Genomic DNA, 21,633 nt, shown 5'->3' on the forward strand with positions numbered 1-21,633 from the left:
GGCGAGCGCCGCCCAGACCTCGGTGCCCGCCCCCGCATCGGCGGCGCCGGTCAAGACCCGCACGATGCGGGGGAGGGGGACGCCGCCGAGGACGGCGAGCCTTCCGAGGGCGGCGCCGGTCTCGCCCGCGGGGAGGGCACCCCGGGCGCTGAAGACCAGGAAGGCCCCGACGGCGTCGGTGCGCACCTGCTCATAGGGGCTCGTCAGCGCGTGGGCGAGGAGCGTCGCGGTCGCGGTGCCCGCGGGACCGTCCGCCTCCGCCAGGTCGAGCAGGACGGAGCCCAGGCCCCAGTCGAAGTCGCCGGTCTCCGCCACGTGAGGGAGGAACTGGGCGGCGGTGACCTCGCGGTGGGAGGGCAGGATGGACGGCCGGAAGCCGCTGAGACCGTGGTAGGGCAGCGGGGTGAAGCGCGTCCGGCCCTCCTCGGGGAACGTGCAAAGGAAGGCGATGTCGGGGTCGCCGGGCGCCTCCACCGTGGACCGGACACCGACAGGGAGGCGGGCCGGGCGACCGTACCGGCCGCCGCGGGCCGTCCCGCCGGGCACGTCGAGGAGTTCGCACTCGACGGCCGGGTCGGGGAGCCCGCCCCGGGCGAGCCAGCTCGCCGCGCTCCGGCCGGCCTTGGAGGTCAGGGCGGCCGCGCGTGCCGCGGCGGACGGGCCGATCTCCCGGGGAAGGCGGAGCAGCGCCTGCAGCAGGTCCGGCGGCGCCGGCTCGACGCGTGCCTCCGCCAGCCGTTCGAGCCGGTCCAGCAGGACGTCCGGGTCGAGGTGTCCGCTGCCCTCGGTCGGGGTCGCGAGCAGGAGGGGCGTCCTGCCCAGGTCGGACCCGATCCCGCGCATCCGCCAGTGAAGGAAGCGCTCCATCTGCGGGATGCGGCCGTCCGGGGACTCTCCGAGCCTCCGGAACAGGGAACCGAGCCTGGTCGCCCGCCGATGGCGGGTGCCGGGGAAGAACAGGCAGCGGACGGCGAACTGGACCCAGCTGTCCTCGATCCGGACGCGGGCGTAGCGGTCGACCTTGGGCTCGGCGAGCCACGGGGCGGCGTCGGAGACGGGACCGCGGAGGGCTTCGCGGGCCGCGCCGGCGTCCGCGTAGGCGAACTCGACCAGCGCGGCGAGGAACCGTTCGACGGGCCGCCAGTCCATCGTGGTGTGCATCAGGGCGGCGAACTCCTCGGCGAGCTCGGCGAGCGAACCGATCGGCGCGGGCCACGCGCGGGGGACGAAGGGCGGCGGCTCCGGCACCGGCTCCGGCGCGGCCGGGGCGGCGACCTCGCCGAACGCCGCGGCGATCGCGGCGCGGAGCCCGGCGGGGAGGCCGGCTGCCGCGTCGCGGACCTCCGCGCGGCCGGGCCCGCTCGCCCGGGAGGCGTGCTTTGCCGCGATCTTGACGGCACGTTCTCGCAGGTCGAGGGCATCGGAGGCGAAGAGTGAGGTGACCGCGCGGAGTGTGGCGTCGACCCGGCCGCGCTTGCGGGCCGTCCGGTCCAGCCAGGTCAGCGCGGCGCGCAGGAGCTTCTTCTCCGGGCGGAACAGCAGCGCGCCGGCCGCCTCGTCGAAGAGCGCCGCGTCGAGGCGCCCGAGGTCATCGGCCCGGCGCACCTGTTGCAGCGCGAGCTCGGCGACGGTCGAAGGCGCGACGGGCAGGAGGCGGACGTAGTCGCGTACGCGGGCGGCCGCTTCGTCCCCGGTGGGGTCCAGCTCGGCGTGCAGGCGGACGAACCAGCGCAGATCGTGCGCCGTTCCGCCGCGGAGGAACCGGCCGACGCAGCCGTCGAGGAGTCTCTCCCGGTCGAGCCGCCCACCGCGGGCGAGGGACGCCAGGGCGCCGACCCACGTCTGCTCGTGCCAGTCGCCCGAGTGCGCCCTCGTCGCGTCGGCGGCGAGGGCGGCGCCCACCCCGTCCACCTCGAAGAGCCTGGGGACGAGCGGCTTCAGGAACGGGTCCTCGGCCAGTTCCCCCGGACGGCCGCCTTCGGCCGCCCAGCCGACGACGAAGCCGTCCGACTCCGGGGGCGGGGCACCGGCGGACCTGGTCAGGGCCGCCGCGAGATGCCACAGGAACCATGTGTCCTCGGAGACGCGGATCCGGGCCGCGACGCGCCGGGCGACCTCCGCGCGCCACGCGTCCGGGCGGTCGGCCGTCACCGCGCACAGCGCCGCGCGGGGGCCGGCGAACCCGTCCCGGGCCCACCACATCCGCAGGTCCCGCCGGCACAGCCAGCCGGCCGCGGCCGCGGGGCCGCTGATCGTGGCGGCGCCGGCCAGCAGGAGCGCCTCCTGGCTTTCCCCCTCCAGGAATCCGAACCGCGAGGCGGACCGGACGGCCTTCAGCGCGCCCGGCAGCTCCCTGGCGACCTCGCGTCGTTCCGGCTCGTCCAGGGCGGTGACGAGGCGGGCCGTCAGGTCCGGGTCGGCGGCGTCGATCGCCTTCCGCACGTCGTCCCACGCGCTCATCGTGCGGCCTCCACGGTCGCCTCGCGGCGGACGATGCCGGCGGCGAGGACGTGCTTGCACGGCCCTCGTTCGCCCCGGTGGTCGAACCACCACGGGCAGGTGCACGTCACACGCCCGTCCAGGAAGCGGACCCTGCGCTCATGGCCGTTGCTGAGCACGACCGCCGCGTCATCGGCCGTGAACCGTACGGCCCCGCCCTCCACGAGCGCGCGCGCCGAGCGCAGCCGGGGGTTGAGATCGGCCACCCGTGCCGGGTCGTAGGGGAGCTCGCGGTGGAAGTACGCGGCTTCGGCGGTGTCGAAACCGACGCGGCCGGACGTGCCGAGCTGGGTCAGCGCGGCCGTCGTCCGGGCCGGGGTGAGACCGGAGCGCTCGGCGAGCAGGTCGGGTTCGACACGCGGCTCGAAGGACAGCAGCGCGCCGATCAGGTCGGCGTCCGCCGCGGCCTCGTCGGTGGCGAGGGCGTCCAGCACGGCGCCCTCACCGGAGAAGCCCCGCGAATGCTCGGGCGACAACGTCAGGACGTAGCGCATCCCGGGCAGCTCCAGTTCCCAGACGCTCGGCACGGGCCCGCTCCGGGCGCCGGTGGGCGGCCCGTAGACGCGCAGGGCCGTGGCGAAGCGGAGCAGCGGCAGCATCGTGCGCAGGCGGTCGGGCCCGGCCAGGCACACCGCGCCGGTGGACGGGCGGGAGGTGAGCCGCAGCGTCCGCCCCGCGGGCACGGCCCACAGCGCGCCGCGCGGCGCTCGGGGCAGCGAGCGCAGGAAGCGCACGGCGTCCGCGGCGGCCAACTCGCCGCGCGGATCGAACCCGGCCGTGATCACCTGGACCTCGGCGAAGCCCCTGAGCCACCGGTCGGGCAGCGGCACCTTCTTCTCCACGACCGCGCCGTCCAGCGTGGTCACGGCCAGTTCGCCGGCGCCGACCGCCAGGTGGAGCGGATCGGAGCCGCCCACGCGGGCGAGGGCCTCGCGCAGCGGGCCGTTCACGTCCACGTTGGTCGTGCCCCGGTCGTGCACCTCGCCGTCCATCGCGGCCTCCAGCACGTCCAGCCTGGCGTACACGCCGCCGCACGCGGAGAACGACTCCATCCGCAGCCGGTCGCCGTTGCACGTGACGACCGGGTCGCGGAAGGCGGTGGGCCGCGGCTGGAAGTACCGGGTCTGCGCGACGTCCGCCAGCGCGAGCAGCGCCGCCGCGGCCGGCGCCGGCCGGGTGAGGACGCCGCTGAAGAAGTGCGGGTGCGCCCGCGGCCCGGAGCTCGTCGTCCCGCCGGACGTGGAGAGCCCGAGGAGCCCGCCCTCCAGCCCGGACGGCCGCGTGTAGGTGTACGCCTGCGCGGCCCCTGCCGCTGCGGTGGTGCTCGCCATGCCGTGAAGGTAGAACCCGCCGCCGACAAAGCACCCCGGAAGAAGCGCGCCGGAAAGGGGCATGCGGGGCCCGTCCGGGTGTCGGGCGGGGTCGTGGCCGCACTCCGCCGGGGCGGGGGTAGGCTCGGTGACGTGCGACGGTTCCTCACCCCGGGCTGGCTCGCGCTGCACACTCTCGCGATCGTGCTGTGCGGCGCGTTCCTCGCCTTCGGCTGGTGGCAGTTCGACCGCGCCCAGAGCGGCAACGACCGCAGCTGGGCCTACACCTTCGAGTGGCCGATCTTCGCGCTGTTCGTGGTCGTGATGTGGGTCAAGATGATCCGCGACGAGCGCAGCGGCGCCGCCCCGGCCCCCAAGGTGATCGAAGAGCCCGCGGAGGCCGAGGTCAAGCAGGAGATCATCCGGCGGCAGGAGGAAGAGGACCCCGCCCTCGCCGCCTACAACCGCTACCTCGCGCGGCTCAACTCGCAGGGCGGCGCGCGCCGCTGACCCGGCCGCGCCGGGACCGTCCCGGGCGGGCCGCCGACGAAAGGTGTGATCTGTGGAAGGCGCGGTGACCAGGTACCGGATCCTGGCCATGGTGGTCGGCACGCTCCTCGTGCTGCTGACGATCGGCATGGTGCTGAAGTACGGGCCGACCGACATGCCGGAGATGGTGGCCATCGTCTCGCCCATCCACGGCTTCTTCTACATGGTCTACCTGGTGGGCGCCTACGACCTGTGGCGGCGCACCGGCTGGCCGCTCAGCAGGATGCTGCTGATCGTGCTCGGCGGCGTCGTCCCGCTGATGACCTTCTTCGTCGAGCGCCGGATCGTGCAGGAGGCGCGGGCGCTGGGCGGCGCGGAGGCCGGCGCGAGCGCCTGATCCGCCTTCCCGGGCACTGGATGGCGGCCGTCCCGCCCGGTAATATTTGACTGAGTCAAACGTTAGGAGGCGGCCATGGCGGTGACCGAGGGGGACGTCGGCACGGTCCGGTCGTTCAACCGGTTCTACACCGGGGTGATCGGCGTGCTCGGGGAGGGGATCGTCCGGACGCCGTACTCCCTCACCGAGGCACGGGTCATCTTCGAGCTGGCCCAGCGGAGCGAGACCGAGGTCCTCGCGCTGCGCCGCGCCCTGGACCTCGACCCCGGCTATCTCAGCCGGCTGATGGCCCGGTTCGAGACCGACGGGCTGGTCGAGCGGGAACGCGCGCCGGACGACGCCCGCCGGCAGATCGCCCGGCTCACCGCGCGCGGCCGCGAGGTGTTCGCCATGCTCGACGAGCGGACCGTCGCCGAGATCCGCGGCCTGCTGGACGGCCTCTCCGCCGGCGACCGGAGCCGGCTGCTCGCCGCGATGCGCTCCATCGAGGCCGTGCTGGGCGACCGGCCCGGCGGGGACGGCTTCGTCCTGCGCCCGCTGCGCCCCGGCGACCTCGGCTGGATGGTGGAGCGCAACGGCGCCCTCTACGACCAGGAGTGCGGCTGGGACCGTACCTACGAGGCCCTCGTCGCCTCCGTCGTCGCGGATTACGTACGGGACCACGATCCGAAGCGGGAGAACGCCTGGATCGCCGAGTCGGGCGGGGAGCGCGTGGGCGGCGTGTTCTGCGTCCGCCGCACCGACGACGTCGCCCAGCTCCGGCTGCTGCACGTCGAGCCGGACGCCCGCGGCATGGGCATCGGCGCCGCGCTGGTGGGGGAGTGCGTCCGCTTCGCCGCCGAGACCGGGTACTCGGAGATCATGCTGTGGACGACGGCGCTGCAGCGTCCGGCGCACCGCGTCTACGTGCGGGCGGGGTTCGTCCTGGAAGAGGAGGAGCCGCCGGTCGAACGCTTCGGCGACGTCATCCACGGGCAGGTCTGGCGCAAACGATTGTGAACCGGGCCCGTGGCGCTGCACGGGCCCGGCTCCGCAGTCATCCCTGCTGCGACTGCGCCGGCGGCCGGGACGGGGGTCGGACGGAGTTCCGGCCGCCTGGGGTGTTCATCGGCTGAACGCCGGTTCGTCTCGGGGCCGCTTCCCACCTCCCTTCCGTGCACGCCGGACGGGGTGTCCGCCCGGCCTCCGGGGGAGGGCGCCTGCGCGGCGCCCCGATGTCCGGGGCCGGGCCGGCGGCGCGGCTCGGGTGATGCCGCCGGCCCGGCCGGTGGGGGACGCCGGTGTCGCGGGGGCGTGCGGCTCCGGCGTCCTGGGGTGGTCGGTGTGCCCGGCCGGTCCGGTGCGGCCGAGGACCCGAGGTGTACCGCCCGGCGCCCTCGCCGCGGCACCCGTTGGGGGACGGTGCCGGCCGCGGTCGACGGTGCCGCGATCGCCCTCGGTCGCACGGACCGGGCCACGCGGGGAGGCGACCGGGAAGATCTCACGCTCTGTGCGGTGCATCCGGGCCCTCCCCCTTTCTCCACCTGGGGCTTTGCCGCCCCGAGGTTCAGTCGTTCACTCTGCGTCACGATCTCGTTGCGTTAGGTACCCCGGCGTCATGCGCGCGTAAACCGGCCCGGTGCAAAGAATCATGATCGCGAAGCGGACTTTGCCTCCGTATTGCTCGTCCGGATGTGGGCGACGTGCCTGGCCAGGGCCAGCAGGGCCAGCACCATGACCAGCCCGCAGACACCGGTCCAGCCCGCCCGCGTGTAGGCCGCGGCGCCGAGCCACGAGCCGGTGCTGCCGCCGAGGAACGAGCACGTCATGTAGGCCGTGTTGACCCGGCTGCGGGCGTCGGGGCGCAGCGCGAAGATCCTGGCCTGGTTCGCGACCATGCCGGCCTGCATCGCCACGTCCAGCAGGAGCGTCCCCGCGGCGAGCGCCGCCAGCCCGGCCGCGCCCCCCGCGGCGCCGCCGGCGAGCACCGCGGCGGCCGCGACCGTCCCGGCGATCCCGGCGAGGTTGACCGGATCCGGTCCCCGCCGGTCGACCTGCCGGCCGGTCAGCGGGGCGGTGACCATCGTGGCCGCGCCGACCAGGGCGAGAACCCCCACCGCCTGCGCACCCAGGCCGTACGCCGGGCCGGTGAGCAGCAGCGCGACGCCCGTCCACACGGCCTGGAACCCGCCGAAGACGGTCGCCTGGTAGAAGCACGTCCGCCGCAGGTCCGGCTCCCGCCGCAGGAGCCGCAGCGGCTCGGCCAGCAGCGCCGGGTACGGCTGCTTCGACGGCGGTACGGTCGCCGGCAGGGTGTACGCCAGCGCGATGGCGAGGCACAGGGCCACCGCCGCCGAGACCAGGTAGGGCGCCCGCCACCCGAGCCACTCGCCGAGCATGCCGCCGAACGTGCGGGCCAGCAGGATGCCGCCGATCGACCCCGACAGCAGCGTCCCCATGACCGCGCCGCGCCGGTCGTCCGCCACGAGCCCGGCCGCCATGGGCGCGATGACCTGCGCGACCACGGTCGTGATGCCGACCAGGGCGGTCGCGCCCACCAGCGCCGGGAGTCCGGGTGCGCCCGCCGCGCACAGCAGCCCGGCCGCCGTGAGGCCGAGCAGCACCGCGATCAGCGGCCGGTGCGGGAACCGGTCCCCGAGCGGCACCAGCAGGAAGTTCCCCGCCGCGTACCCGAGTTGCGCGGCGGTCACCACGAGCGCGGCCGTGTCCGGCGGCACGTCCAGCCCGGACGCGACCAGCGGGCTGATCGCCTGCGGAAAGTAGATGTTCCCCACGGCGACGCCGCAGGTCAAGGACAAAAGAAGGATCACCCGGCGGCTCAGGCCGGGCTGCAGGGCGTGCGAGGGCACGGATGCTCCATCGGTTCGACGCGGCAAGGACCCGCGGGGCCTGTCGCCCCGCGCGGGGGGTCGCCTCGGCGTCGAGGAGCGCGGTACCGGTCAGGCCGTGACGCGCTCCGCCGCCGAGGTGCCGGTCGTGCCCTTGCCCACGCCCAGGTACATGATCAGCCTCCAGAACCGGCCCGGAACATCCCGCAGAACCTCGCACGCGACCCCCGCCCGCCGCAACCCGATTTCCGCGGGGCTGGGGTGATCGCTGAGGGCGAACGTTGTCTGGGAAACAAAATGATGCTGCGGAATCTTGAGTGTCTATGACTCAACTTGTGTTGGGTGCCGACATATGACTTGGAGCTGAGCATGAGCGAGACCCTGACGCTGCCGGTGCTGCCTCTGGACGACGGGGCCGTTCTGCCGGGCATGGTGGTGCCGCTGGACCTGTCCGACAGCGGTGAGGTGCGGGCGGCCATCGAGGCCGCGCGGGCCGCGGCCCAGTCGAAGGGGCCGGGCATCCGGTCGGTGAGCAAGCCGCAGGTGCTGCTGGTCCCCAGGTTGCACGGGCAGTACGCCGGCATCGGGACGCTCGGCGTCGTCGAGCAGGAGGGGCGGCTGCCCGGCGGTGTGCCGGGGGCGGTCGTCCGCGGCGTGCAGCGGGTGCGGATCGGGACCGGGACGACCGGTCCGGGCGCGGCGCTGTGGGTCGAGGGCACGGTGATCGAGCCGCCGCCGCCGTCCGGGCGCGCGCAGGAACTGGCGAAGGAGTACAAGAGCCTGGTCGGCGCGATCCTGCAGAAGCGGGGCGCCTGGCAGGTCGTGGACGTGGTGCAGCAGATCGACGACCCGTCCACGCTGGCCGACAACGCCGGGTACGCGCCGTACCTGTCGGTCGAGCAGAAGATCGAGGTCCTGGAGACGCCGGACGTGGTGGAGCGGCTCACCCTGGTGATCGGGTGGGCGCGTGACCATCTGGCCGAGCTGGACGTGGCGGAGACGATCCGCAAGGACGTCCAGGAGGGCATGGAGAAGACCCAGCGGGAGTTCCTGCTGCGGCAGCAGCAGGAGGCCATCCGCAAGGAGCTGGCCGAGCTGAACGGCGACCCCGCCGACGAGGAGGACGACTACCGGGCCCGGATCGAGGCGGCGAACCTGCCCGAGAAGGTGCGCGAGGCCGCGCTGAAGGAGGTCGACAAGCTGGAGCGGTCGTCCGAAGCCTCGCCCGAGGGCGGCTGGATCCGCACCTGGCTCGACACGGTGCTGGACATTCCGTGGAACGACCGGACCGAGGACGCCTACGACATCGCGGGCGCGCGGGAGATCCTGGACGCCGACCACGCGGGCCTGGACGACGTCAAGGAGCGCATCATCGAGTACCTGGCCGTGCGCAAGCGGCGTGAGGACCGGGGCCTCGGCGTCGTCGGCGGACGCAGAAGCGGCGCGGTTCTGGCGCTGACCGGCCCTCCTGGCGTCGGTAAGACCTCCCTTGGCGAGTCGGTCGCCCGGGCCATGGGACGCGAATTCGTCCGGGTCGCCCTGGGCGGAGTCAGGGACGAGGCCGAGATCCGCGGTCACCGTCGTACCTACGTGGGGGCTCTTCCGGGACGGATCGTCCGCGCTATCCGGGAGGCGGGGTCGATGAACCCGGTCGTCCTGCTGGACGAGATCGACAAGGTCGGCGCCGACTACCGGGGCGACCCGACGGCGGCGCTGCTGGAGGTCCTGGACCCCGAGCAGAACCACACCTTCCGGGACCACTACCTGGAGGTGGAGCTCGACCTGAGCGACGTGCTGTTCCTCGCGACGGCGAACGTGGTGGAGGCGATCCCCGCGCCGCTGCTCGACCGGATGGAGCTGGTGGAGCTGGACGGCTACACCGAGCACGAGAAGGTCACGATCGCGCGGGACCACCTGCTGCCGCGCCAGCTCGGCAAGGCCGGGCTGGAGGCGTCCGAGGTGGCCTTCGGCGACGACGCGCTGCGGCTGCTGGCGTCCGAGTACACCCGTGAGGCGGGCGTCCGGTCGCTGGACCGGTCGATCGCGCGGGTGCTCCGGAAGATCGCCGCGAACGTGGCGCTGGAGAAGGCGGAGCTGCCGGTCTCGATCGGCGCGGACGACCTGAAGCACTACCTGGGGCGGCCCAGGTACACGCCGGAGGTCGAGCTGAGCCGCAACGAGCGGCGGACGGGCGTGCCGGGCGTGGCGACGGGCCTGGCGGTCACCGGCGCGGGCGGCGACGTCCTCTACATCGAGGCGTCGCTGGCCGACAAGGAGACCGGCGACACCGGCGTGACGCTCACCGGGCAGCTCGGCGACGTCATGAAGGAGTCGGCGCGGATCGCGCTGAGCTACCTGCGCTCGCGCGGGGCGGAGCTGGAGCTCCCGGTCGGCGACCTGAAGGACCGCGGCGTGCACGTCCACGTGCCGGCCGGCGCGATCCCGAAGGACGGCCCGAGCGCCGGCATCACGATGACGACGGCGCTGGCGTCGCTGCTGTCGGGGCGGCCGGTCCGCCCGGACGTGGCGATGACCGGGGAGGTGTCGCTCACCGGCCGGGTGCTGCCGATCGGCGGCCTGAAGCAGAAGCTGCTGGCCGCGTCCCGGCTCGGCATCACCACCGCGATCGTGCCGAAGCGCAACGAGCCGGATCTCGAGGAGGTTCCGGCCGAGGTGCTGGACAACCTGACGGTCTTCGCCGTGAGCGACGTCCGCGAGGTGCTGGACCTGGCCCTGGAGCCCGCCATCACGCCGGTGACGGTCTGAACCTCCTGAGCCCCGCCGCCCGTCCTGGGCGGTGAGCCCGCGCCGGGTTTCGCCCGGCGCGGGCTTTTTGGCGGCAATCTGGGTTTCGGGCTCGCCGTATCCCCGGGTCGTGCATGGTTGATGATGGAGCGGGGAGAGGCGGCGCGTGTTGGTGGAGATGTGGCAGCCCGCGGCGCCGGGCAAGAAGGTCCCGTGGTACATCATCGCCCTGCGCGTGGTCGCCGTGACGATCGCGTTGGGCGCCCTTGGTGTCTTCTTCTATTTCGCGTTCAAACTGACGCTGACGCCCGTCCAGGACAACGGTCAGGCGGGCGGCAACACCGACCCTGGCCGCTCGCTCCGCTTCTATCTGGATCGTCCCACCAAGGAGGCCATCCTCCAGATAGGCGGCAACCTCGCGCTCCTCGCGCCCCTGGGCGTGCTGGTGCCCATCGTCTGGACGACCCTCCGCGGCCCCATACGCCTGGCCTTCCTGGCGGGCATGCTCTCCCTGGTCATCGAGATGATCCAGGGCATGCTGGTCATGGGCCGCGCCTTCGACATCGACGACGTCATCCTCAACGTCACCGGCGTCGTCATCGCCTACCTTCTGCTAGGCCGCCGCCTGTCCAAGACCGTCCGCGGCGCATGACGGAGGGCCGTCAGCCGCCGGGCTTAGGGGCGAGGCGGAAGATCCTCAGTTGGCGGTCCGCGCGTTCCACGTAGCGGTCGTACACGGGCCACACCTGGATGAGCCGGGGCCAGACGGCGGCGCGCTCGGCGTCGTCCAGGAGACGGGCCGTGACCGGGACGGTGCGGCCCTGGAAGCTCACCTCCGCCTCCGGGTTCTTCAGCAGGTTGCCGGTCCATGCAGGGTGCTTCTCGCGGCCGAAATTGGAGCCGACGACGAAGAAGCCGCCGTCGTCGTCCGGCAGGCACGCGAGGGGCGTCCGGCGGGGGAGGCCGCTGACGGCGCCGGTCGTCGTCAGCACGAGGCTGGGGACGAGGAACTGGCTGAGCAGCAGGCGCCCGCCGGTGGCCTTGTGCAGGGCCCGGTCGACGGGCGGGACGACCTTGGGCCCCACCCTGGAGAACCATTCGGCGCCGGAGATCCGCTGGAAGACGGGGCCGAACGTACGCTGGACGAGGGTCGGCATCTGCTGCTCCTTGGGGGCGAGCCGTCCGGCCCGCCGGGGACTGAGGTGGCCGCTCTGTGCCAGCCAGCGCAGGCCGTCCGCGACCGTGTCCTCGACGGGACGCAGGGTCAGGCCCAGCGCGTCCAGGGCGGGGCGGTCGTCGGTGGGCACGAGCGTGACCATGAACTCCGCGGCGTCCCGGGTGAGCGGGTACTCGAAGTGGCGCACGCGCTTGGCCGCGTCCAGCGCCGAGCCGAGCCCGAGCATGAGGCGGCTCGGGACGCGGACGCGGCGGCACCGCGTGCCGGTGAGCCGGTCGCAGAGGTCCGCGTACTGCGGCCACGTGAGGTAGTGGCCGCCCAGGACCCAGCGGCTCGGCCCCTGGCGGGCCTCGACGGACCGTGCCAACGCCTCGCCGAGGTCGCGGACGTCGATGACCGAAACGCCGCCGCCCGGAAGTGGCCACACCTTCCCGAGCGCCGCGGCGAGCCCCTCCATCAGCGCGTCCAGCACCGGCTGGTGGGGGCCGCACACGCCGCCCGGGTAGACGATCGTGACGGGGGCGCCGTCCGACTGGAGGCCGCGCACGTACTCCTCGGCGGCCAGTTTGGACTTCCCGTAGTCGGTGCGGGGGGTCGCGAGGGCGCCGTTCGCGGTGATGACCGGGGCGGACGGCGGGACGAAGACCCCGATGGTCGACACGTGGATCACCGGGTCCAGGCCGCGGGCGACGGCTCCGCCGACCACGTTGCGCGTGCCCTGGACGTTGACCTCGACGATGCCGCCCGCGCCACCGCCCGCGGGACCGGTCACGCCGATGGCGGCGGCGGCGTGGATCGCGGCGTCGCAGCCGTCGAGCGCTTCCGCCACGGTGCCGGCGTCGAGCATGTCGCCGGGGACGAGCTCCACGTCCTCGGCCGCGACACCGATCGTCTGGAAGACCTTCGCCGCCTTGCCGGGGTCGCGGACCAGCGCGCGTGGCCGGTGCCCGGCGGCGAGGAGTGCGCGCACGGTGTAGGAGCCGACGAACCCGGAGGCGCCGGTGACGAAGACCCGCATGCGCCACAACCTAGCGCTTGGTCGAGGCCGGACGACAGTCCCGGCGCGCCGCCGCCCAAGAGTAACCGCCCCGGTTTCGGACATCTCCAATACCGGGAACGCGCGCAATCGGCCGTTGACGCCCCTGGAACGCTCCATCACACTCGTGACTCACCTGACCGCCGACCGGGAGGGATCAATGAAGATCGGACTGGCCGGCGCGGGGCGCATCGGTGCGCGCCACGCCGCCGCCCTGTGTGCACTGCCCGAGGTGAACGCCCTCCACGTCGCGGACGCCGATCCCGGCCGGGCCCGCGACCTTGCGGCCCGGCTGCCCCGGACGTCGCGCGTCGTGGCGCGGGACGCGGTCGCGGACCTGTTCTCCGCGGGACTGGACGGCCTGGTCGTCGCGGCGGCCACCGACGCGCACGCGGACCTGGTGGAGCGGGCCGTCGCCGCGCGGATACCGGTGTTCTGCGAGAAGCCGCTCGCCTCGGACCTTGATGGAACGTTCCAAACAGCGGCCGCGGCGGCCACCGCCGAGGTCCCGGTGCAGGTCGGGTTCCAGCGCCGGTTCGACAGCGGGAACGCCGCGGCGCGCGAGGCCCTGGCGTCGGGACGGCTCGGCTGGCTGCACACCGTCCGCTCGTGCAGCTTCGACCCCGCGCCGCCCCCCGCCGGATACGTCCCGACCTCCGGCGGGCTGTTCCGCGACTGCGTCATCCACGACCTGGACCTCATCCGGTTCGTCACGGGGCGCGAGGTCGTCCGGGTGATGGCCGCGGGCGCCAACCGGGGCGACGACTTCTTCCGCGAGTGCGGCGACGTCGACACCGGTTCCGCGCTGCTCGTGCTCGACGACGGGACGCTCGGCCAGGTGTCGGCCACCCGCTACAACGCCGCCGGGTACGACTCCCGGCTGGAACTGTTCGGGTCCAAGGACAGCATCGTCACGGGCATGGACGATCGGACGCCCGTGACCGCGCTGCCCGAGCGGGACGGGGACCCGGACGCCGCGCGGCACGGGGAACCGGGCGGGGCGCCGAAACGCGCCTACTGCGGCTTCATGGAACGCTTCGCCGACGCCTACGACGCCGAGCTCCGCGCCTTCGTGGACGTGATCGCCGGCCGCCGCGTCAACCCGTGCCCGCCCGAGGAGGCCCTCGAAGCCTTCTACCTCGCCGAGGCGTGCGAGCTGTCCCTGCGGGAGGGGCGGATCGTCGGGACCGAGGAGGTGCGGCGGTGAGGGTCGCGGCGGCGCCGATCTCATGGGGCGTGTGCGAGGTCCCCGGATGGGGGCACCAGATGGAGCCCGGACGGGTCCTCGCCGAGATGCGCGACCTCGGCTTAGCGGCGACGGAACTCGGGCCTGACGGTTTCCTGCCCGGTGACATGCGGGCACGGGACGAGCTGCTGGCGTCCCATGGGCTGGGCCTGGTCGGGGCCTTCGTCCCGACGGTCCTGCACGATCCGGCCCACGACCCGATGCCCGGCATCGACCGCGCCCTGGAGCGGGCCGACGGGGTCCTCATCCTGGCCGCCGCGACCGGGCTGGACGGCTACGACGGGCGGCCTGCCCTGGACACCAAGGCGTGGTCGACGCTGCTGGCCAACCTCGACGCCGTCACCCTGCGCGCCGCCGCACGCGGCCGTGCCGTCACCCTGCACCCGCACGTCGGGACGGTGGTGGAGTCACGTGCGGACGTGGAGCGGGTGCTGGGCGGAAGCAGCGTTCCCCTGTGCCTGGACACGGGTCACCTGCTGGTTGGCGGCACCGACCCAGAGTGGCTGGCTCGCTTCGCGACGCGGCGCATCACGCACGTCCACCTGAAGGACGTGGACGCAGGGCTCGCCGACCGGGTGCGGAACGGCGACGTCGGTTACACCGACGCCGTCCGCGACGGTCTGTACCAGCCACTCGGGGACGGGGACATTGACATCTCCGAGATCGTCCACACTCTGGAGGAGGCGGGTTACGAAGGCTGGTACGTCATGGAACAGGACACCGTCCTGACCGAAGAGCCCGCAGAGGGCTGCGGACCGTACGACGACGTCCGTAAGAGCATCGACTTCCTCGCTGGGGTGGTCCGATGACCTACGACCTCATCACGATGGGCCGGGTGAGCGTGGACGTCTACCCGGACCAGGTGGGCGTGCCGCTGGAGGACGTCGAGTCGTTCGGCCGGTATCTCGGTGGCAGCCCGACCAACGTCGCCGTGGCCGCGGCCAAGTTCGGCCGAAGCGCCGCCGTCATCACCCGCACCGGGGACGACCCCTTCGGACGATTCATCCACAAGGCGCTCAAGGAGTACGGGGTCGACGACCGGTTCGTTACGGCCGTCCCCGGGCTGCTGACCCCGCTGGCGTTCTGCGAGATCTTCCCGCCGGACGACTTCCCCCTGTACTTCTACCGCTACCCCACAGCGCCGGACCTGGAGATCCATGCACACGAGCTCGACCTAGAGGCGATCCGAGAAGCGCGCATCGTGTGGGCCACCGTCACTGGGCTGTCGCAGGAGCCCAGCCGTGAGGCGACACTGACCGCGCTCGGCGAACACCCCGGGCAGACCATCATCGACCTGGATTACCGGCCGATGCTGTGGGCCGACCCCACCGAGGCCCCGCACTGGGCAGGGCTCGCCCTGGAACGCGCATCCGTGGCGGTCGGGAACCTGGAGGAGTGCGAGATCGCGGTGGGGGAGCGGGAGCCGCGCGCCGCCGCCCAGGCGATCCTGGACCGCGGGCCCGGCCTCGCCATCGTGAAGATGGGGCCGGAGGGCGTCCTCGCGGCGACCGCCGGCGAGGTGGTGGAGGTGCCGCCGGTCAAGGTCGACGTCGTGAACGGCCTCGGCGCGGGCGACGCGTTCGGCGGCGCCGTCTGCCACGGCCTCCTCGCCGGATGGGACCTGCGGCGGACGATCGAGTTCGCGGGCGCCGCGGGGGCGATCGTCGCGTCCCGCATCGCCTGCTCCGCCGCGATGCCCGGCGCGGACGAGGTCGCGGAACTTCTGGAGGAGCGGCGATGAAGTACCACCTTCCCGCGGGAACGGCCGCCGAGGAGCCGTACGGGCTCGTCGTGACCCCCGAGTCGGCGGGGTGGGCGCACTCGGCGCTGCGCGTGCTCGACCTGCCGGACGGCGGCTCCCACGAGTTCCCGACCGGCGAGTTCGAGACGATCGTGCTCCCGCTCGCGGGGTCGTGCGCGGTCGAGTGCGACGGCGAGCGGTTCGAGCTGGACGGCCGCGACGACGTGTTCAGCCGCGTCAGCGACTTCGCCTACGTCCCGCGTGACGCGCGGGTCACGGTGCGCGGGCGCGGCAGGTTCGCGCTGGCGGGGGCGCGCTGCGAGGCCCGGCTCGCGCCGCGCTACGGGCCCGCCGGAGACGTCCCGGTCGAGCTGCGCGGCGCGGGGCCCGCGAGCCGCCAGGTCAACAACTTCGGCACCCCGGAGGGCTTCCCGTTCGCCGAGAAGCTGATCGCGTGCGAGGTGCTGACGCCGGGCGGCTGCTGGTCGTCCTACCCGCCGCACAAGCACGACGAGGAGACGCCGGACGAGGCCGTCCTGGAGGAGATCTACTACTTCGAGGTCGCCCGCGAGGGCATGGCCTACCAGCGCGTCTACGGGGCGCCCGGACGTCCGATCGACGTGCTGGCGGAGGTCCGCAGCGGTGACGCGGTCCTGATCCCGCACGGCTGGCACGGGCCGTCCATGGCGCCGCCGGGACACGACCTGTACTACCTGAACGTGATGGCCGGGCCGTCACCGGAGCGTGCCTGGCGCATCTGCGACGACCCCGCGCACGCGTGGGTCCGCGACACCTGGACTGGACAGCCCCTCGATCCGCGGCTTCCGCTGACCTCCCCGGAGGGACGGCCATGAGGCTCACGGTGGGGCAGGCCCTCGTCCGGTTCCTGGCGGCGCAGTACAGCGAGCGGGACGGGGACGAGCGGCGCTTCTTCGCGGGCTGCTTCGGCATCTTCGGCCACGGCAACGTCGCGGGTGTCGGCCAGGCGCTCCTTGAGCAGGCGCTGCTGGAAAACGCCGACGACTTCCCCTACTACATGGCCCGCAACGAACAGGCCATGGTGCACACCGCCTCCGGCTACGCCCGGATGAACGACCGGCTCTCCACCTTCGCCTGCACGTCGTCCATCGGTCCTGGGGCGACCAACATGGTGACCGGTGCGGCCCTCGCCACCATCAACCGGCTGCCCGTGTTGCTCCTACCGGGCGACATCTTCGCCACGCGTCCGGCCAACCCGGTGTTGCAGGAGCTTGAGGACGCCCGGTCGTACGACGTCTCGGTCAACGACTGCTTCAAGCCCGTCTCGAAGTACTGGGACCGCATCAACCGCCCAGAGCAGCTCCCCAGTGCGCTGATGGCGGCGATGCGCGTCCTCACCGATCCGGCCGAGACCGGCGCGGTCACGCTGGCGCTGCCACAGGACGTCCAGGCCGAAGCCCATGACTGGCCTGACGAGCTGTTCACCCGCCGTGTGTGGCGGATCCCGCGGCCCCTGCCCGAACCCACCGCGCTGGAAGAGGCGTCGGCGATCCTGCGGTCGGCCGAGCGTCCTCTCATCGTGGCCGGCGGTGGCGTCATCTACTCGGGCGCCACCGACGAACTGCGGGCGTTCGCGGAGCGCACCGGCATCCCCGTGGCCGAGACCCAGGCGGGCAAGGGCGCCCTGCCCTGGGACCACGCCTGCTCTGTGGGGGCCATAGGCGCGACGGGCACCACCGCGGCCAACGCGCTCGCCCGCGACGCCGACGTCGTTCTCGGCATCGGCACCCGCTACAGCGACTTCACGACCGCGTCCCACAGCCTGTTCGCCGACCCGGACGTGCGGTTCGTCAACGTCAACGTCGCCAGGTTCGACGCCGCCAAGCTCGCGGGCACCGTCGTCGTCGCGGACGCGAAGGAGGGCATCAGGGCCCTGCACGCCGCGATGGGCGGCTACGGCGTCCCGAACGCCCACCGGGACCGGGCCAGGACCCTGACGGCCGACTGGAACGCGCAGGTCGACCGGGCGTGCGCGTCCCGGAACGGGAGACCGCCCGCCCAGGCGGAGGTGATCGGCGCCGTCAACGAGGCCGGCGGCCCCCGGGACGTCGTCGTCTGCGCGGCCGGGTCCATGCCGGGCGACCTGCACAAGCTCTGGCGGGCCGCGGACCCCAAGGGCTACCACGTCGAATACGGCTACTCCTGCATGGGCTACGAGATCGCCGGCGGCCTCGGCGTGAAGATGGCCGCGCCGGACCGCGAGGTTTTCGTCCTCGTCGGCGACGGCTCGTACCTGATGATGGCGCAGGAGCTGGCCACGGCCGTCGCCGAGGGCGTCAAGCTGATCGTCGTCCTCGTCCAGAACCACGGGTTCGCCTCGATCGGGAACCTGTCGGAGTCGGTCGGCGCGGAGCGGTTCGGCACCCGCCACCGGGTCCGCACCGCCACCGGCCTCGACGGCGACCCCCTCCCCGTCGACCTGGCCGCCAACGCCGCCAGCCTCGGCGCCGACGTGCTGCTCGCGGCCACGGCGGGCGAGCTCCGCGACGCGCTCGCCGAGGCGAGAAAGGCCGACCGCACCACGGTCGTCCACATTGAGACGGACCCCTTGGCAGGCACCCCCGGCAGTGCGGCATGGTGGGACGTCCCGGTCGCGGAGGTGGCGGCGCTGGACTCCACCAGGGAGGCTCGTGCCCGTTATGAGGGGGATCGGCGCGCACGGCGCCACCATCTGTGATCAACTCCTCTCACTGACCACTCGGGGAGAAACGGAGAGCACAATCCGATGAGAGGCGTTTTCTCGCGCGGGTCGTCCAAGGGGCTCGCGGTTCTGGCCGCCGGCGTGCTGGCACTGAGCGCGTGCAGCGGTTCGGGCGGCAAGGAGGCCGAGGAGGACACCGGGGGCGACGGTCCCCGGCTGGAGATCGCGATGGTGACGCACTCCGCCCCCGGCGACACCTTCTGGGACATCGTCCAGAAGGGGGCCAAGGCGGCCGCCGACAAGGACAACGTCGAGTTCCTGTACTCCGCGGACCCCGACGGCGGCAAGCAGGCCCAGCTGGTCCAGGCCGCGATCGACAAGAAGGTCGACGGCATCATCGTCACCCTCGCAAAGCCAGACGCGATGAAGGACGTCCTCGCCCGCGCCGCCGCCGCGAAGATCCCGGTCGTGTCGATCAACTCCGGCCAGGAGGAGTCGGCGGAGCTCGGCGCGCTCGCGCACTTCGGCCAGGACGAGTCGATCGCGGGTGAGGCGGCCGGCGCCCAACTGGGCGAGATCGGCGCCAAGAAGGCGCTGTGCGTGATCCACGAGCAGGGCAACGTGGGACTGGAGGCCCGCTGCGACGGGGCGCGCGAGACGTTCGACGGCGAGCTGGAGAACCTGTTCGTCCAGGGCTCGAACATGCCGGACGTCAAGTCGTCCATCACGGCCAAGCTCCAGTCCGACAAGGGCATCGACGGGATCCTGACGCTGGGGGCGCCGTTCGCCGCCACCGCCGTCGACTCGGTGAAGGAGGTCGGCAGCGAGGCGCGGATCGGCACGTTCGACCTGAACAAGGACCTCATCGCCCTGCTCAAGGCGGGCGACATCGAGTTCGCCGTCGACCAGCAGCCGTACCTGCAGGGCTACGAGGCCGTCGAGGCGCTGTGGCTGCTGAAGCGCAACGGCAACGTCCTCGGCGGCGGCCGTCCCGTCCTGACCGGCCCGGCGATCGTCACCAAGGACAACGCCGCCGAGCTGGAGGAGTTCGCCGCCCGGGGGACGCGGTGACCCACGCGGTCGCCGAGCCGCCGGTGGCCGGCCGGGGCGCCGACGAGCGGCTGGCCCGGCAGTCGCCGCTGCGGCGGCTGCTGGGCCGGCCGGAGCTCGGCGCCCTGCTCGGCGCGGTCGCGCTGTTCGTGTTCTTCTCCGTCGTCGCGGACGCCTTCCTGCGGGCCGGCTCGTTCTCGACCGTGCTGTACGCCAGCTCCACGTTCGGGATCATGGCGGTCGGGGTGTCGCTGCTGATGATCGGCGGCGAGTTCGACCTGTCCGCCGGGGTCATGGTGACGTCCGCGGCGCTGATCGCCGCGCTGACCGCCTACCAGTTCACGCTGAACGTGTGGGCGGGCGTCGCGATCTCACTCGTGCTGACGCTGGCGCTCGGGATGGTCAACGGCCTGCTCTACGTCTGGACGAGGCTGCCGAGCTTCATCATCACGCTCGCCATGTTCTTCATGCTGGCGGGCCTGAACCTCGGCGTGACCAAGGCCCTCACCGGCAACGTCGCCAGCGACTCGGTCCGCGACATGGACGGCTTCGACGCCGCCCGCGCGGTCTTCGCCTCCGACCTGGACGTCCTCGGCCTCCGCGTCAAGATCACGGTGCTCTGGTGGCTGCTGTTCGTGGCGATCGCGACCTGGATCCTGCTGCGCACCCGCACCGGCAACTGGATCTTCGCGGTGGGCGGGTCGGCCGCCAGCGCCCGCGCGGTCGGCGTCCCGGTCGCCCGCGTCAAGATCGGCCTGTTCATGGGCGTGGCGTTCTGCGCCTGGTTCTCCGGGATGCACCTGGTGTTCGCGTTCGCGACCATCCAGTCCGGTGAAGGCGTCGGCAACGAGTTCCTGTACATCATCTGCGCGGTCATCGGCGGATGCCTGCTGACCGGCGGCTACGGGTCGGCGATCGGCGCGGCGATCGGCGCGTTCATCTTCGGCATGACGAACAAGGGCATCGTGTACGCCGAGTGGAACCCGGACTGGTTCCGGTTCTTCCTCGGCGCGATGCTGCTCATCGCCACCGTGGTGAACCTGGTCGTCCGGCGCAGAGTGGAGCGGGCGTCATGACCGGCGGGACGGACGCGCCGCTGATCAGGCTCAGCGGCGTCGGAAAGGGCTACGGCAACGTCATCGCGCTGCGGGACGTGAGCCTGGAGGCGTCCGAGGGGGAGGTGACGTGCGTCCTCGGTGACAACGGGGCGGGCAAGTCCACGCTCATCAAGGTCGTCGCCGGGCTGCACCGCCACGACACCGGCACCTACGAGGTGCAGGGCGAGCGGGTCGTGTTCGACTCGCCCCGCGACGCCCTCGACCGCGGCATCGCGACCGTCTACCAGGATCTCGCGGTCGTCCCGCTCATGCCGGTCTGGCGCAACTTCTTCCTCGGCTCGGAGAAGCGCAAGGGCTTCGGCCGGATGGACGTCGCCTTCATGCGGGCCACGACCCACGCCGAGATGGCCGCGATGGGCATCGACCTGCGCGACGTCGACCAGCCCATCGGCACCCTGTCCGGCGGCGAACGCCAGTGCGTGGCGATCGCCCGCGCCGTCTACTTCGGCGCCAAGGCCCTCGTGCTGGACGAGCCCACCGCGGCCCTCGGCGTCAAGCAGGCCGGCGTCGTGCTCCGCTACATCGTCCAGGCCCGGGAGCGGGGCCTCGCGGTCGTCTTCATCACCCACAACCCGCACCACGCCTACCCGGTGGGCGACCGCTTCCTGATCCTCAACCGGGGCCAGAGCATCGGTTACCACACCAAGGACGAGATCTCCCGCGACGAACTGACCGGCCTCATGGCCGGGGGCAGGGAGCTGGAGGAACTGGCCCACGAACTGGACGCGGCCGGCTCCCCGGCCGCCACCCGCGTCAAGGAGGAGGCCGAGACGCTCAACCCCGCCGACGGCTGACCCGCCCGCCGGTGACCCGCCGGTGACCCGCCGGTGACCCGCCGGTGACCCGCCGGTGACCCGCTGGTCATCCGGGGGTGAGCCAGGTACGGCAGAGCCACCAGGCGTTGACGGCACCGAACGTGTCGGACGGGTCGATCCCGGTGGCCTCGCCGAAGCGCTGGACCCGGTTCCGCACCGTGTTGGGGTGCACGAACAGGCGTCCGGCCGCCGCCGTCACGTCGCGCCTCGCCTCCAGCCAGGCGCACACCGCGCGGGCGACCGGCTCGGCGTTCGCGCCGAGCTCCGCCCGCGCCGCCCGGTGCCGTTCGAGCAGGACCGACGCCAGGTCGGACCGGTCGGCGACCGCGGCGAGGACGGCGACGTCCGCGGCGTGCACCGCCCCCGTCCGCCCGACCGCCTCGGCGGCGGCCAGCGCGGACACCGCGAGCCGCCGCGCGGCCGCCAGGTTCTCCACCTCCACGGGCCCCGCGACCCCGACCGTCCCTCCGGTCCCGGTCGTGGAGCCGTGGGGGGTGGCTGA

At 73.1% G+C, this 21,633-nt stretch carries 18 protein-coding genes; 13 read left to right on the forward strand and 5 right to left on the reverse strand.

All coding sequences use genetic code 11. The features are described 5' to 3' along the window. A partial coding sequence (locus E1289_RS27210) for a DUF6493 family protein (protein ID WP_131985077.1) occupies positions 1-2,460 on the reverse strand: 2,460 nt, incomplete at its 3' end. Further along, positions 2,457-3,830: an SWIM zinc finger family protein gene (locus tag E1289_RS27215; protein ID WP_131985079.1), complete on the reverse strand. Its 1,374-nt coding sequence runs from the start codon at positions 3,828-3,830 to the stop codon at positions 2,457-2,459. The genes E1289_RS27215 and E1289_RS27210, both read right to left, overlap by 4 nt. A 132-nt stretch (positions 3,831-3,962) precedes the next feature. Here E1289_RS27215 and E1289_RS27220 point away from each other — a divergent pair, with 132 nt between their 5' ends. The 3 genes from E1289_RS27220 to E1289_RS27230 all read left to right on the forward strand — a co-directional run bounded on the left by E1289_RS27220 (position 3,963) and on the right by E1289_RS27230 (position 5,694). Beyond that, positions 3,963-4,319: a hypothetical protein gene (locus E1289_RS27220; protein ID WP_131985081.1), complete on the forward strand. Its 357-nt coding sequence runs from the start codon at positions 3,963-3,965 to the stop codon at positions 4,317-4,319. Between the two features lie 52 nt (positions 4,320-4,371). Beyond that, positions 4,372-4,695: a DUF3817 domain-containing protein gene (locus E1289_RS27225; protein ID WP_131985083.1), complete on the forward strand. Its 324-nt coding sequence runs from the start codon at positions 4,372-4,374 to the stop codon at positions 4,693-4,695. A gap of 75 nt (positions 4,696-4,770) precedes the next feature. Then, positions 4,771-5,694 (forward strand): helix-turn-helix domain-containing GNAT family N-acetyltransferase, encoded by a 924-nt coding sequence (locus E1289_RS27230; RefSeq protein WP_131985085.1) that lies wholly within the window; start codon positions 4,771-4,773, stop codon positions 5,692-5,694. 629 nt (positions 5,695-6,323) lie between these two features. On the opposite strand, the gene E1289_RS27235 is transcribed toward E1289_RS27230, so the two are convergent. After that, positions 6,324-7,544 carry an MFS transporter gene (locus E1289_RS27235; protein WP_243713180.1) on the reverse strand — a complete coding sequence of 407 codons (1,221 nt, stop codon included), beginning with the start codon at positions 7,542-7,544 and terminating at the stop codon, positions 6,324-6,326. Between the two features lie 348 nt (positions 7,545-7,892). On the opposite strand from E1289_RS27235, the gene lon reads away from it, so the two are divergent. Together lon and E1289_RS27245 are read left to right on the forward strand one after the other, a co-directional pair. Continuing rightward, a complete protein-coding gene (gene lon / locus E1289_RS27240) occupies positions 7,893-10,289 on the forward strand; it encodes an endopeptidase La (protein WP_131985087.1) in 2,397 nt (798 codons plus the stop codon). 145 nt (positions 10,290-10,434) lie between these two features. Continuing rightward, positions 10,435-10,920, forward strand: a complete 486-nt coding sequence (locus tag E1289_RS27245) for a VanZ family protein (protein ID WP_243713181.1) — start codon at positions 10,435-10,437, stop codon at positions 10,918-10,920. 10 nt (positions 10,921-10,930) lie between these two features. Here the strand turns inward: E1289_RS27245 and E1289_RS27250 are convergent, their stop codons facing one another. Further along, complete coding sequence (locus E1289_RS27250) at positions 10,931-12,463, reverse strand: nitroreductase family deazaflavin-dependent oxidoreductase (protein WP_131985089.1); 1,533 nt, start codon at positions 12,461-12,463, stop codon at positions 10,931-10,933. Positions 12,464-12,641: 178 nt separating this feature from the next. Between E1289_RS27250 and E1289_RS27255 the strand changes: the two genes are divergently transcribed. Genes E1289_RS27255 through E1289_RS27290 form a run of 8 tightly spaced genes read left to right on the forward strand, consistent with a single transcriptional unit; the run spans position 12,642 to position 21,110 of the window. Then, complete coding sequence (locus tag E1289_RS27255; RefSeq protein WP_131985091.1) at positions 12,642-13,688, forward strand: Gfo/Idh/MocA family oxidoreductase; 1,047 nt, start codon at positions 12,642-12,644, stop codon at positions 13,686-13,688. After that, positions 13,685-14,536, forward strand: a complete 852-nt coding sequence (locus E1289_RS27260; RefSeq protein WP_207929171.1) for a TIM barrel protein — start codon at positions 13,685-13,687, stop codon at positions 14,534-14,536. The genes E1289_RS27255 and E1289_RS27260 overlap by 4 nt, the downstream gene beginning before the upstream one ends. Further along, complete coding sequence (gene iolC, locus E1289_RS27265) at positions 14,533-15,468, forward strand: 5-dehydro-2-deoxygluconokinase (RefSeq protein ID WP_131985093.1); 936 nt, start codon at positions 14,533-14,535, stop codon at positions 15,466-15,468. The genes E1289_RS27260 and iolC overlap by 4 nt, the downstream gene beginning before the upstream one ends. Further along, positions 15,465-16,322 (forward strand): 5-deoxy-glucuronate isomerase, encoded by an 858-nt coding sequence (iolB, locus tag E1289_RS27270; protein WP_131985095.1) that lies wholly within the window; start codon positions 15,465-15,467, stop codon positions 16,320-16,322. The genes iolC and iolB overlap by 4 nt, the downstream gene beginning before the upstream one ends. After that, the gene (gene iolD, locus E1289_RS27275) at positions 16,319-18,184 is read left to right on the forward strand and encodes a 3D-(3,5/4)-trihydroxycyclohexane-1,2-dione acylhydrolase (decyclizing) (protein WP_131985098.1); all 1,866 of its coding nucleotides are present in this window, start codon (positions 16,319-16,321) and stop codon (positions 18,182-18,184) included. Before iolB ends, iolD begins: the two co-directional genes overlap by 4 nt. A gap of 48 nt (positions 18,185-18,232) precedes the next feature. Continuing rightward, entirely contained in the window at positions 18,233-19,219 is a 987-nt protein-coding gene (locus tag E1289_RS27280) for a sugar ABC transporter substrate-binding protein (protein WP_131985100.1), read from the forward strand. After that, positions 19,216-20,274, forward strand: coding sequence for an ABC transporter permease (locus E1289_RS27285; RefSeq protein ID WP_131985102.1), 1,059 nt, complete (start codon positions 19,216-19,218; stop codon positions 20,272-20,274). Before E1289_RS27280 ends, E1289_RS27285 begins: the two co-directional genes overlap by 4 nt. Beyond that, positions 20,271-21,110 carry an ATP-binding cassette domain-containing protein gene (locus tag E1289_RS27290; protein WP_131985104.1) on the forward strand — a complete coding sequence of 280 codons (840 nt, stop codon included), beginning with the start codon at positions 20,271-20,273 and terminating at the stop codon, positions 21,108-21,110. The genes E1289_RS27285 and E1289_RS27290 overlap by 4 nt, the downstream gene beginning before the upstream one ends. A 67-nt stretch (positions 21,111-21,177) precedes the next feature. Here E1289_RS27290 and E1289_RS27295 read toward each other — a convergent pair. Next, positions 21,178-21,633 (reverse strand): helix-turn-helix domain-containing protein (locus tag E1289_RS27295; protein WP_131985106.1); only part of this gene is annotated, 456 nt, incomplete at its 5' end.

Source organism: Actinomadura sp. 6K520 (assembly GCF_004349245.1).
Classification (GTDB): Bacteria; Actinomycetota; Actinomycetes; order Streptosporangiales; family Streptosporangiaceae; genus Spirillospora.